Consider the following 13,655-nt stretch of genomic DNA (forward strand, 5'->3'; position numbering starts at 1 on the left):
CCATGCCCCAAGTTCCATATTTTCTCAATCACATTTTAGATTGGCCGCGCCCCGTCAAACGGTTATTTGTCGTTGCCATCGATGTATGTATGGGAATACTAGCCATGTGGATGGCGTTCAGTTTGCGGCTGGATATCCTGCATTGGCCCGAGGGCCGACAATGGTTTTTGTATATCCTGGCGCCGACGCTAGCGCTCCCCATTCTGTTGATCCAAGGACTATATCGCGCCATATTTCGTTACACCGGCATCACTTCACTGATCACCACGGGCAAAGCAGTAGTTATATACGGCATCGTCCTTCTGTCCATCCTCTTGGGCGCGCAGTGGGAAGGCGTTCCAAGAAGCGTCGGCATTCTTCAACCGCTGATTTTTTTGTTAATGCTTAGTGCCAGCCGCGCTCTTGGTTGGCGTTGGCTCAGAGGGTATTCAAGCACGGCGCCACACCGGCTAATTGTCTATGGAGCAGGAAGCGCCGGGGCACAAACAGCAGCGGGACTCGGAGGAATGCGCCAATACCAGTTGCTCGGATTTATCGACGACGACGACGCTAAAATCGGACGAAGCATCAACAGCATTCCCGTCTACGCCCCTCAGGCGCTATCGAGCCTCGTCAAACACCTTGAGATAACTGACGTACTTTTGGCAATCCCCAGTGCAACACGCCAACGCAGGCGTCAAATCATTGAAGATCTGCGAGAACTGCCTGTACGTATCCATACCCTGCCAGGGCTTACCGACTTAGCCAGTGGCAAAGTCACCGTCACAGACTTTCAAGACCTTGATGCTGAGGACCTCCTCGGTCGTGAACCCGTAGCCGCCAATCCCGACCTACTAAGTCGCAATTTGACAGGCAGGGTGATTCTGGTAACAGGCGCCGGAGGTAGCATTGGCAGCGAGTTGTGCAGACAAATCGCGACTGAAAACCCCAGCCAATTGCTGCTATTGGACCACAGTGAATTTGCACTCTACAACATCCATCAGGAACTGCAGGTAATTCTGCAACAAAGAGCAATACCTTGCACCCTACATCCCTTGCTGGCAAGCGTCTCCAACCCTGATCGAATAGCCGAAATTTGCCGCATCTATCGCCCTACATCCATCTACCATGCGGCCGCTTACAAACATGTCCCCATGGTAGAAGCCAACATGGGCGAAGGCATTCTCAATAATGTATTTGGCACGCTCAACATGGTACGAGCCGCCATTGAATATCAGGTAGAACATTTCGTACTCATTTCCACGGACAAGGCCGTGCGCCCTACAAATGTGATGGGCGCGAGCAAACGCATGTCTGAAATGATTCTCCAGGCAATCACGGTTGCGACCCAGGACCCGTTTGCCCAGCCTCCGCCTTCCTCACCCGGAAAATGGCAGTCCCCAACGCGGTTCTCGATGGTGCGCTTTGGCAATGTACTGAACTCCAGTGGTAGCGTCATTCCGCTATTTCGCAGTCAAATCGCCGCAGGTGGTCCCATCACGGTCACACACCCGGAAGTCACACGCTATTTCATGACTATCCCTGAAGCAGCCCAACTCGTGCTGCAGGCAGGCGCAATGGCCGAGGGAGGAGATGTTTTTTTGCTAGACATGGGTGAGCCGATCAAAATCTTGGATCTGGCCCGGAGGATGGTCGCACTTTCGGGATTGACCATACGTGATGAACAACACCCAAGTGGCGATATCGTCATCAAATTCAGCGGCCTGCGCCCCGGAGAAAAACTCTACGAAGAATTGCTCATTTGCGATCACCCTCTGCCCACGGTGCATCCGCGCATCTTGCGGGCGCGAGAGGAATATCGCCCCTGGATTGAATTGAATGAATCACTGCATTCCCTGCACAGCGCAGCACGCAATTCTAATGAACTAGCCATCAAAACACTGTTGCACCAACTCGTGCCAGGTTACTGCCAACAAAACGTCTGATGCACAGCCGCAACCATGCCTTCAATATTGGGCTAAACGTCGCGGGAATGGTATTGCCCATGCTAGCGGGCGCGCTGACGGTACCCGGTCTTCTGCACCGTTTGGGTCAGGAACGATTCGGAATCCTTGCGCTGAGTTGGGCACTAGTGGGTTACTTTGGCTTTCTCGATTTGGGCATAGGACGGGCACTGACCCAGCATCTGGCATCGGCAGAAAAAGCTGGCACCTCACGCGAGGAGCAAGCCACCTTAGCCTGCGCTGCAAGGCGTCTGCTAGGTGGTTTCTCCCTTTTTTGGGCGCTGCTGCTATGGTTACTACTGCCTTGGCTAGCCAGTTTTGTTCAGATGTCCGCAGATTTGCATGCGCAAGTCCTCGCTGCCATACCGCTGCTGGCACTGGCAGTGCCCTTCACCATGTGGTTTACCTGCAGCGCGGGCGTACTTGAGGCGCGAAGTCGCTTTGGCGCGGTCAACAGCGTGCGCATTCCTGCAGGGGTAGGCAATTTTCTTTTGCCTTGGTTCGTGTCCATGTTCACCACTGATTTATCCTGGGTGATCGGGAGCATATTGGGCGGGCGCTTAGTTAGCGCCGCCAGCATGGCCTTGTGGGCAAAGCCTGAATTTTTCCATGCCACATCGCACTGGCCCACCAAAAGTATCACAGAGTTGCTGCGGTTTGGCGGCTGGATGACGCTGAGCAATCTGGTCGGACCACTGATGTCCTACTTCGACCGCTTCGCCATAGCCGCCTTGGCAACCGTAACTGCCGTTACGCACTACACCGTGCCCTTTGACGTGCTCTCACGCCTGCCCATGGTGCCGATTGCCGTCATGGCCGTGTTATTGCCATTGTTAGCGCAGGCCAACCAAACCACCCACAGTACCAACGATCACAACCCAACTGCTAGGAGAACAGTAATCCTGCTACTGATTTGCTGGATTCCAGGCATGGTGTTAATAGCTTGGACAGGGCCGCTCTTTCTGGAGTGGTGGGTCGGCGCAGAAATGTCTCAGGCCAGTACACCAATTTGGCGCTGGCTGGCTATCGGCGTGCTGGTCAACGGATTGGCACACTTGCCATTCACCATGCTACAAAGTGCTGGGCGCACCGATATCATTGCAAAAATACACTTGCTTGAGCTGCTCCCATACGGTGTCGGCTTGTGGTGGGCCCTAAACCACTACGGCGTTGTTGGCGCGGCAATATTGTGGTCTCTACGCGTTAGCATCGATATGGGACTACTTTTTATTTGTGCATCTCAGATATTTCCGTCTTGGCGCCGCTTTTTCTTAGGCGTCACCCTCTGTGGATTGGCAGGTGCGTTGACCACCATCTGGATTGCAACCAGGACTTGATCACCAAATCACCACCTATCTATAGCATCTCGGATGATCATATGGCCTCTTTTTAAGCACTGCTCTTTACACGGCCAGCAGCGCTAATTTTTATACCATCATCGCTACCTGAAAAATCCTAATCGGCATCGCCATGTCTGAATATAAAATCTTCTGCATCGTTGTCACTTACTGTCCCGATATCAAACATCTCAAGCTTGCACTAGCAAGCATCGCGCAGCAAACATCCAATATCATTCAGGTAGACAACACACCCATTTCAAAAAAAACGACTCCCAGCCCAGAAAATATTCAGCATATCGCCCTTGGTAAAAATATAGGCATTGCAGCCGCACAAAACATTGGAATTCGCAAGGCATTAGAGCAAGAAGCTGACGTAATTTGGCTTAGTGATCAAGACACTATATACCCTACAAACTTCCTGGTTGACATGCTAGCCGCACTACACTCCTGTCAAGCACAAGGCACTAAATTGGGCGCCATTGCACCAACTTACTTCGATACAAATAAAGGTGCATTACAAGCCTTTGTAAGACATTCACCATTCACCCAATTCTTTACTCCCCAACCCGGGCTACACCACGTATCGCATGCAATTGCTTCTGGAACTTTAATAATTTCCAGTGCACTGCGAGAAATCGGTCTAATGCAAGAAAGTTTATTTATTGACTGGGTTGATTTAGAATGGTGTTGGCGTGCAAAAAAACAATATGGCTACCACACGATCTGCACTGGAGATGTGGTGATTGAACACACGATGGGCGACGGGTCAGTTCAATTCCTAGGTAAGAAGGTGAGCATTCGCTCTCCTCTGCGGCACTATTACATGGTCCGTAACGCCGTTCATATTGCTCTGTATTCCCGCGCTGCAACGGTACCCATTCGTCTAGAGATATTTTCTAAGGCATTGGCTTGGACACTTATTTTTCCACAGATAGCGCCGAGCGAAAAGCGCAAGCACTTACGAGCCACATTGACTGGACTTTGGGACGGCCTATGCAATCGCATGGGCCAAAAGACTCTGGCATGACCTTCGCCGTGAGCACGCCCCGCCCCCGCATACTCGTTCTCTTGGCTGCATTTAACGGAGCAGCGTTCTTACCCGAACAGATAGCATCAATTCTCAAGCAGAATGCCGTCAATGTGCACATAGTTCTGAGCATCGACCGCTCCAACGACGGAACCGAAGCCTGGGCAATGCAAATGACGCAGCGGGATCCGCGAGTGTCCGTTCTACCCGCCGCAGGAGTTTTTGGCAGTGCTGCCCCCAATTTTTTCCGGCTCATTCGTGATGCTGACCCAGCCAGCTTTAACTATGTGGCGCTTGCCGACCAAGATGATCTTTGGCACCCAAACAAGCTGGCCCGAGCCTGCCAGCAACTCCAGCATACAGGCGCTGCTGGCTATTCAAGTAACGTGATCGCCTTTTGGTCCAATGGCAAAGAAGCGGTGATCGACAAAGCCCAGCCGCAGCAAGCATGGGATTTTCTATTTGAGGGCGCCGGACCTGGCTGCACCTTTGTGCTGACACGGCAACTCGCACTGGAACTGCAAACATGGATACGCGACCACGCCAAAGCGATACAACCGATAGGCTTTCATGACTGGCTGATTTATGCTTGGACGCGCGCGCAGGGGTATATGTGGATGATTGATGTGCACCCGCATATGCACTATCGCCAACATTCCACCAACCAGATCGGCGCCAACACAGGCCTACGCGCAATTTTACTGCGAGCGACGTACATCGCCAACGGCTGGGGGTTAGGGCAAGCCAGCCTCATTGCGCAGCTAATAGGGCTAGAGACGCATCCATTTGTCGCATCTTGGCGCCGAGGTCAACGGATCGGTTTGTTACGACTGGCACTGAATGCCAGTCACTGTAGACGACGGCGACGCGATCAGGTGTTGTTCTTTCTGATGTGTCTCTGGATGGCCTTTTTCTTACCCGGACGCGGAAAAACCCCATGAGGACCTGTTTGATTACTGGCGCATCTGGATTTATCGGAAGACATCTCACTCATTCGATCCAAAAAGCTCAAAACCCATGGCAACTTAGACTGGTAAGTCGCGACGTCACCCGGTTACGTGACTCCACGGGAGCCGCATTTCACACTGTTGGCGATATCGATGGCCGCACCGACTGGTCCGCCCTACTGCAAAACGTGGATCTGGTAGTACACGCGGCAGCCCGTGTGCATATGCTGAATGACACTGCCGCTAGTGCCTCGATGCAGTATCGTCGCACAAATACCGAAGGCACACTGCGGCTGGCACACCAAGCTGCAATAGCAGGAGTGAAGCGTTTTATTTTTATAAGCACTGTTGGCATTCATGGCATCAGTCAAAATCACCCATTTCTTGAGACCGATAACCCAGCCCCCCAAGGACCATATGCAAAATCCAAACTCGATGCAGAATATGGTCTACTGAATTTAGCTTCACATAGCGGCATGGACGTCGTAGTAATTCGACCACCCTTAGTTTATGGATCCGATGCACCGGGCAATTTTTCTCGATTGGCCACCATTGTGCGGTGCGGAGTGCCATTGCCGCTGGGCAGTATACAAAATCTACGTAGCCTTGTAGCAATCGATAATCTTGTGGACTTTATTCAACATTGCATGCTACATCCAGCCGCAGCAAATCAAGATTTTTTAATCAGCGATGATAAAGACATTTCAACCCCAGTCCTTATTCAAAACATGTGTGCCGCAATGCAAAAACCAGTGCGACTAGTACCAGTACCATTGATTTTTTTAAAATGTGGCGCCGCCTGCCTCCGCAAACAAGACATGTTGCACCAACTAACATCGACGTTGCAGGTCAATATACATAAGGCTCGCACGCTATTGAAGTGGAAGCCAAAGGTCACTCCAATTGAGGGATTATACAAAGCTCTTTCACCCACCTTGAATTTATGAAGCGATTAATCGATATATTTTTGGCAGTGGTTGCCAGCATGTTATTAATCCTGCCACTTCTGCTGTTGGCGTTGTGGATCAAAGCCACTTCTCCTGGTCCAGTGTTGTACTGGTCACAGCGAGTCGGCCGCAACAACCGGCTGTTCGCCATGCCCAAATTTCGCAGCATGCGTATCGATACGCCCGAAGTGGCAACCCATTTGCTGGTGAGCCCCGAGCAATGGCTCACCCCTGCGGGCAGTTTTCTACGCCGCAGTAGCTTAGACGAACTGCCTCAACTTTGGAATATCTTAACGGGAGAAATGAGCTTTGTTGGCCCTCGCCCCGCACTGCACAATCAACACGACCTAATTGCCCAGCGTACTTCTCACGGTGTGCACCATCTGTATCCTGGCCTGACAGGCTGGGCTCAAATTAATGGCCGTGATGAGCTACCGATTGACCAGAAAGTCGCATTGGAATTTTGGTACTTACAACACCGTTCATTAGCATTGGATCTGCGTATCCTGCTGCGCACTACGCGAAAGGTGCTACACCGGGATGGAGTGATTCACTAATGGGGAACCTCTCAAACCCACGCACTCCACCTTGAGTCCCTGACCCTCGTCCCAGCCACCGCATGATCACGCCCCGCAGCACCCTGAAGTTCGCAACACCATCTGGCGCTTTGCCCAGCGCATCGGAATCGACGGTGCTGCAGCACTGCTGCAAGGCGTGGATGCCCAGTTGCAGCGCCATGGCTACATTGCCCGGGGTGGGCAGGCCATTGACGCCACGCTGGTGCCCGCACCACGCCAGCACATCGGCAAGGAAGACAAGGAACGACTGGCGCAAGGCCAGGCGCCTGACTGAAGCGATGCCAAGCGCAGGCAAAAGGATCTGGATGCCACCCATACCAAGAAACACGGCAAGAGCTACTTTGGCTACAAGCTCAGCGTGAGCGTCGATCTCAAGCACGGCTTCATCCACAACATCGCCACCGGCACGGCCAGCGAGCACGATGGACACCACTTCGAAGAGGTGCTGGATGAGCACAACACGGGCCGGGACGTGTACGCCGACAAAGCCTACCCCTCAAGGCGCAGACAAGAGATGCTCAAGGTGCTGGATCGGGCCATCTGCGTCTGCAAAGGGTGCATCTGTTCAGTAGTTGGCGGGATGTCGGGGTATTGAGAGGTTCCCTCTAAGCGCTACCCACTCTTCATGGCCAGGGCGGTCCTGCAAGAGTTGATAGAGTCCTTGCAATCGAGTTCGGGAGCAGTCCAGCCCAGCACGAACGCCATTCATCTACCTCATCAAACCACCTGTCCGCCCCCTCCTCACACTTGGCGAACTCCAAATATGATGCTGTGCATGCATGCAACTTCCCACCGTCGCGCTCATACAGTTCGCCAAATGCGACATCAGGTCACAGGCTTCACCGCTATCGAATTGATGGTGGTCATCACAATTTTGGCCGTACTTTTGGCCTTGGCAGGGCCAAGCTTCAACCCCTTAATTGACCAGTGGCGCACCAGTCAAGCCGTCAACAATATGACTAGTACGTTTTATGCAGCTCGTTCAGAAGCGATCAAACGCGGTGGCAGAGTGAGTGTTCGCAAAATCGCTAACAACACCGGCGGCTGCACATTCGCACCCAACAATCAAGAATGGAGTTGCGGATGGATTATTTTTGTTGATCTGAATAATGATCAAAACTTAGATGCTGGCGAAGAAATTCTTCAAACCTTTCAGATGCCACCAAATGTGGATGTCATGAATTTGGAAAATACAGCCTCATTTCATCTAGACCGCTGGGGACGGGCCAATAGCTTCGGAGCCGCTAGCTTTGCCATTACTCCTCGATCAACCGGCGCCGCGTCTCCCGCCGCTACAGCGGTTTGTGTATCGGCAGGCGGACGAATCCGTACAGTCAAAGAAAGCGTCTCATGTTAGCTAACGATCCTTGCAGCAGGCCCGCTGGTCTTCAAAAAGGCATCACACTTCTCGAGTCCCTTGTTGCAATTGTGGTAATGGCGCTCGGTTTGCTTGGCATTGTTGGCATACAAATGCGCACGCTGGCTGATACTCAAACAGGCGTCAGGCGTGCCCAAGCCGTCAAACTGGTCGAAGATCTCAGCGAGCGAGTCAGAGCCAACCCAAATGCAATAGGGAATGCAGGGAGCTACTCAATTGCGTGGGCATCCAGCTTGGGAACCCCTCCAGTTTGCGCAATCAGCTCAGGGTTTCCCGGCACAAGTTGCACGGCAACTCAACTAGCCACCTATGATTTAGATCGCTGGCTGCGCAGCGTAAGAGCGAACCTGCCAGTTGGTGATGCAACCATCTTTATTTCTGGAAGTGATGCCAGGCAGCTAGGAGTGATGCTGGCATGGCGAGAAAATGAACGTGCCCGAGAAGGGGACTCCCTGGCAGAAACTTCCGCATACAAGGCGATTTTCTCCGTAACAGGCACCTCAACCTCTGGCCCTGTAGCCTGTCCAGCAGGGAAAATATGTCATTTGCAATACATTAATCTCACCCAGCGCTGCATTCCGAGCGGCACACTGGTCTTTTGCTCAGAAATTTGAACGCCCTTATGATCCACGCCAATTCAACAGCGCATGGCACTGCCTCTTCATCATCATTGCCTCGTATGCGGAATAATGAACGAGGCGTTACGCTTATAGAGTTACTTGTAGGATTGACGATTGGCCTGCTCACAATCAGTGTCGGTTTGGGGGCGATTATGGTCTCACGAGGAGTGACAGCAACCGTTAGCGATACTACAACTCTACAACAACAAGCATCTTACGCCTTCAGAGTAATTGGGCAACAATTGCGCCAAGCTGGCGGAAGACCACTCAACATGGCGGCAGACCCTCGCGATGCCGCCACATTCGTACAACCAGGCACCGTTTCACTTTCTAGCACCCCACCTATTGCAGGATTGGATACCCCTACTGCCAGCCAGTTTGCAATCTCTTTACGGTATGTCAATGCAAGCGAGTTCATTTACCCCCCTCCCCCCGCCTCCACACCAATAACAGGGTTTCTGACAAGTGATTGCATAGGCAGTAATCCGGGGATTGCATCAGCCCCTATTATACTCAGCCAGCTTCGAAAAAATGGAACTGACCTAGAATGCTCTAACAGTATTGGTAATGTGCAGCCAATCGTTAGCAACTTGGTAGATCTGAAAATTCGCTATCTTCAACAGCGACTGAGTGTGGCAGATAGCCAGCCTCAATTTCGCTACGCCTCTGCAGCAAACTTGGGTACCACAGATTGGCCGGAAGTTCATGGCATTGAAGTGTGCCTTGAATTAGAGGGCGATCAAATAATTGACACCATTGGTACAAGCTATACCAAATGTGATGGCACAACTGCAGTCCGAGGAAACAAGTTGCGAATGGTTTTCAAAAATATATTCCACATTCGCAACCATGCCTGGCCGAAGGCCATATCGTAAGTCAGTCATGAGAACACGCAAAAACCAACAAGGTGTATCGCTCTTCATCGTTATCATACTGGTACTGATGTCGATGCTACTGGCCCTATGGGCATCGCGAACAGCGTTTTTCAACGAGCTTATCGTGGGAAATGATACGGATTATCAGAGAGCATTTGAGGCCGCACAAGTTCTGCTGCAAGATGCAGAAATTGACATACGCCAAGGCACTGAAACGGGCACAAATCAACGAGCAGCTGTTAGTACAACTTTTTATCCAACCGAACACATAGAACTAGACTCACTAACCTTCACCCTGGACGCCCAGACTACCAAGTGTTTCAACGGCATCTGCCAATTTCGTACTAGTGCGCAGGATTTTTGGAATGACTCCACGATGATGAGTGCCATGATTGCAGCCAATATCGGTGCCAGATATGGCCAATACACAGGAGCAAGCGCAGGAGCCTCGAGTAATCCGATTTTGGCCGACACTTCGACCGGTAGGGGGGGGTGGTATTGGGTGGAGGTCATAAAATATGACCCTAAGGAAACAGGCCCCGGCATATTGACAGGGGCAGAACCAGAAATGGTAAAGGCCAATATCATGTTCCGCATTACGGCAATTGCTCGCGGCCTCAAACCAAGTACGCAGGTAGTTTTACAGAACATTATAGCATTCCCATCAATCTCTGGCGAGTAATATAAATCACGGCAACACCAGGAAACAACATGAGAATTAATCATAACTTTCAGAAAACTACCATTGCTGTAATTATTGGCACGATTGGCTTTCCTCAAATAGGTCTTGCCGGTGACTTTCTGAATCTTGTCCAATACCCGGCAGGATCAGCGAGCAGAGAGCCTGCGCCTAATATCATCGTGTCAGTTGACAATTCTGGCAGCATGGGTGTAACCGGTATTACAGCACTGAAAGATGCGCTAAAAGAAACCTTCAGGCCCGCCAATGTGCCAGACGACTCCATTCGACTCGCCTACCAGTCTCTATGGGGTTGTAACGCAATACCTAGCGCCCATGCGAGCTGCAATAGCAAAAACTCAATGAAAGCGCTGCGCGGTCTTGATGATCCTACCGACGACAGTCATCGTGGAAATTTTATTAAATGGGTTAACACGCTAGTCGCGGGCGGAAATACTCCCACACATCGCATGCAAGGCGTTGCAGGCGAATATTTAAAAACTACAGGAATCGATAATCCATATAATTTTGATCCCGGAACTACCGAAGCCCCCATACATACCTGCCGCCGCTCATACAATATTCTAATGACAGATGGCGGCTGGAACAATAACCCAGCAAACACCATCAACAATGATGATGGAGTAAACCATGTATTTCCGGATGGTACATCATACGACGTAACAGCACCAGAAACCCGCATTTACAGAGATGACTGGGGAACAGCCAGAGTTTCCACATTGTCTGACATGGCATTTTACTACTGGAGGCATGATCTCCAATCGGGTATTTCCAATCAAGTTGTTCCACTCATAAAAAAATCGGGCTCAGAAACATTTGCAGATGGTGCCACCACCGCAACAATTCCGCAATATTGGAACCCAAAGAATAACCCTGCAAACTGGCAACACATGGTGACCTATACCATTGGGTATAATGGTGCAGCTGCATGGCCTGACATTGCCACCAACCCCATGTTCAACGTTGCGCAAGGCATGTATGGCGGGGATTTTTCGCGCGCTATTGTTGGAACCAGATTTTGGCGCGATCCATTGACGACGAATGAAACCGGACGACAGGAGGAGCTTTGGCACACTGCAATTAATAGCAGAGGTAAATTTTACCCCGCACAGACATCCCAAGATCTGGTTGATGCTTTTAAAGACATTGTTGGTACCATTATTGCAGATTCCACAAGACCTATTACTGGTTTTTCGAGCTCCTCCAGTTCTATCAGCAACCAGGGAACCACCGCTTTTTTCTCAACGTATGAAGCAGACGGCTGGATTGGTGGTATTGGTTCAAAAACAGTCGCTGCCGCAACTGGAGCGCTCTCCGACAATGCAGCATGGGGTACAACTTCGACCCTACCCGCACGAGGGAAAACTACAGGAGATAAACTAGACGAGCTATCGGCAACCGACATATCTTCTAGGCTTATTCTGACCTACAATGACACAACAGCGGCCGGTACGACATTTACCTGGAACAATCTCAGTACGACTCAAAAAAATCTGTTAAACACCGTCGATGCCGTAGTCGATACATTGGGACAGGATCGACTTAACTACATTCGAGGCGATAGAACCAAAGAGGGAACGACCGTAACAGAGCCCTTCAGGGTCCGTCGATCCCGGCAAGGTGACATTGCCAACTCCACGCTGTGGTACGTAGGCCCCCCAAATAACGGCCTTTCAGCGGATGGATATCGAACCTTTGCGAATGCTCAACGCTATCGCATGCCAATGCTTTATGTTGGAGGCAATGATGGCATGTTGCACGGTTTTTCGGCCGCAGACGGTGTCGAAAAAATTTCCTACATTCCTCAGGGAGTCATAAATAGTCTCTCGCAACTGTCCAAGCAAAATTACAGTCACCGTTACTTTGTTGATGGCTCGCCTTTCACGGGTGACGTTAATACGGGGACCAGTGCACTTCCATCTTGGAAAACAATGTTGGTTGGCACATTGGGTGCTGGTGGCAAAGGTTATTATGTTTTGGACGTCACTCGTCCTGGATACACGGGGGGGTCGGAAACATCCAATTTTTTAGCCGGCAATGCATCTTCGCTTGTCGTGATGGATAAAACTGATGGTACAGATAGTGATATTGGGAATATTTTTGGAGATCCCGTCACATCTGAAGCGAATTCACAAATTGCGACTCAGATCACGCGCATGAACAATGGCCGCTGGGCGGTGGTCCTAGGCAATGGGTACAACAGCAGTAGCGAAGATCCTGTTCTTTTGATTCAATATCTTGATGGAGATAAGTCTATCAAAAAAATTAACGCCGCCAGCACGGGCACAGAATCTTCAGCAAATGGGCTTTCCACACCACGGCTGCTGGATGTTAATGGTGACGGCACAGTGGACATGATTTATGCAGGGGATTTGCGTGGCAATATCTGGAAATTTGATGTCTCAAATGTAGATTCCAACAACTGGAAAGTAGCATTCTCTTCGGCCGGTTGTACTGCATGTACTCCTTTTTACACTGCCGTAGAAAAAGCAAATACCGCAAATCGTCAGCCCATTACTGCAGCTCCTAATCTTAAGCCCAATAATATCATTGGTGGCATGATGGTCGTTTTTGGAACGGGCAGAAATGTGACAGAAAGCGACCGAACTGATGTAACGGTGCAAACGCTATACTCGATATTAGATAACACACGCTACAAGTTAGATACCATTGCTGGCCCTAATATGGGTAAAGTGCTAATAGACACATCGACAGTTACTCCAACAGTCATTGGAACGAACGGGCGAGACACTACGCTTGCAGAACGGGTGTTCGGCACATCGGTCATCGCAGGACAAGGAGTCAACAGCACGGAAAGCTTCTGGCGCATGCCGACCACTCAGGCAGCTTTGAATTACACCCTTGCTGGAACCCAAAAGGGCTGGTATTTTGAACTGCCGATTGCAGGGGAACGGATTTTGAGCATTCCCACCTTCTATGATGGTAGCGACGTGATTGACCTTCTCAGTATTGTTCCCGCATCTGGCGGTAACACTTCTGGAGAAACATGTCAGCCCACCTCCACTCCCACTCGAGGTTACAGGACATTCTTGGGCGTTCAGTTCGGTTTGAAACCCACGCAACAAATTCTTGATGCTAATGGTGATGGACTCTATCAAGCCGCAGCTGCACAAGACAACGATACCAATCGTACAACCACGTCTCCCCATGGTATCTCTTTGAAAGGCAAAGGCGACATCATTAAGCTTGGCATTCCGCCCGCAAAAACTAAGCAATTGGCAAAACCGACTTCTGCCATCAATTGGCGGCAGCTACAGTGATTTTCTAATATTTAAAATG

General features: G+C 50.7%; 11 protein-coding genes and 1 pseudogene. All 12 read left to right on the top strand.

Annotated elements, in window-relative coordinates; translation table 11 throughout:
* The first annotated feature begins 2 nt into the window (after positions 1–2).
* The 12 genes and pseudogenes from Q0105_RS01795 to Q0105_RS01850 all read left to right on the top strand — a co-directional run bounded on the left by Q0105_RS01795 (position 3) and on the right by Q0105_RS01850 (position 13,636).
* A complete protein-coding gene (locus Q0105_RS01795) occupies positions 3–1,925 on the top strand; it encodes a nucleoside-diphosphate sugar epimerase/dehydratase (RefSeq protein WP_298208112.1) in 1,923 nt (640 codons plus the stop codon).
* Positions 1,925–3,280, top strand: a complete 1,356-nt coding sequence (locus tag Q0105_RS01800) for an oligosaccharide flippase family protein (RefSeq protein ID WP_298208114.1) — start codon at positions 1,925–1,927, stop codon at positions 3,278–3,280. The genes Q0105_RS01795 and Q0105_RS01800 overlap by 1 nt, the downstream gene beginning before the upstream one ends.
* Positions 3,281–3,413: 133 nt before the next feature.
* The gene (locus Q0105_RS01805; RefSeq protein WP_298208116.1) at positions 3,414–4,310 is read left to right on the top strand and encodes a glycosyltransferase family 2 protein; all 897 of its coding nucleotides are present in this window, start codon (positions 3,414–3,416) and stop codon (positions 4,308–4,310) included.
* Complete coding sequence (locus Q0105_RS01810; protein ID WP_298208118.1) at positions 4,307–5,251, top strand: glycosyltransferase; 945 nt, start codon at positions 4,307–4,309, stop codon at positions 5,249–5,251. Before Q0105_RS01805 ends, Q0105_RS01810 begins: the two co-directional genes overlap by 4 nt.
* An 8-nt stretch (positions 5,252–5,259) precedes the next feature.
* Entirely contained in the window at positions 5,260–6,204 is a 945-nt protein-coding gene (locus Q0105_RS01815) for an NAD-dependent epimerase/dehydratase family protein (protein WP_298208120.1), read from the top strand.
* Entirely contained in the window at positions 6,201–6,761 is a 561-nt protein-coding gene (locus Q0105_RS01820) for a sugar transferase (RefSeq protein WP_298208122.1), read from the top strand. Before Q0105_RS01815 ends, Q0105_RS01820 begins: the two co-directional genes overlap by 4 nt.
* A gap of 82 nt (positions 6,762–6,843) precedes the next feature.
* Positions 6,844–7,305: pseudogene (locus Q0105_RS01825) on the top strand (transposase); the annotation flags it as partial.
* A 252-nt stretch (positions 7,306–7,557) separates the two neighbouring features.
* On the top strand, positions 7,558–8,139 hold the full coding sequence (locus Q0105_RS01830; protein WP_298208124.1) for a GspH/FimT family pseudopilin: 582 nt from the start codon (positions 7,558–7,560) through the stop codon (positions 8,137–8,139).
* On the top strand, positions 8,133–8,774 hold the full coding sequence (gene pilV / locus Q0105_RS01835) for a type IV pilus modification protein PilV (RefSeq protein ID WP_298208126.1): 642 nt from the start codon (positions 8,133–8,135) through the stop codon (positions 8,772–8,774). Before Q0105_RS01830 ends, pilV begins: the two co-directional genes overlap by 7 nt.
* 8 nt (positions 8,775–8,782) lie before the next feature.
* On the top strand, positions 8,783–9,655 hold the full coding sequence (locus Q0105_RS01840) for a prepilin-type N-terminal cleavage/methylation domain-containing protein (RefSeq protein ID WP_298208128.1): 873 nt from the start codon (positions 8,783–8,785) through the stop codon (positions 9,653–9,655).
* Positions 9,656–9,662: 7 nt separating this feature from the next.
* Entirely contained in the window at positions 9,663–10,337 is a 675-nt protein-coding gene (locus Q0105_RS01845) for a PilX N-terminal domain-containing pilus assembly protein (RefSeq protein WP_298208130.1), read from the top strand.
* Between the two features lie 29 nt (positions 10,338–10,366).
* Positions 10,367–13,636 carry a PilC/PilY family type IV pilus protein gene (locus Q0105_RS01850; RefSeq protein ID WP_298208132.1) on the top strand — a complete coding sequence of 1,090 codons (3,270 nt, stop codon included), beginning with the start codon at positions 10,367–10,369 and terminating at the stop codon, positions 13,634–13,636.
* Positions 13,637–13,655: the final 19 nt, after the last annotated feature.

Origin of the sequence: Acidovorax sp. (genome assembly GCF_027492855.1) — a bacterium.
GTDB lineage: Bacteria > Pseudomonadota > Gammaproteobacteria > Burkholderiales > Burkholderiaceae_C > Acidovorax.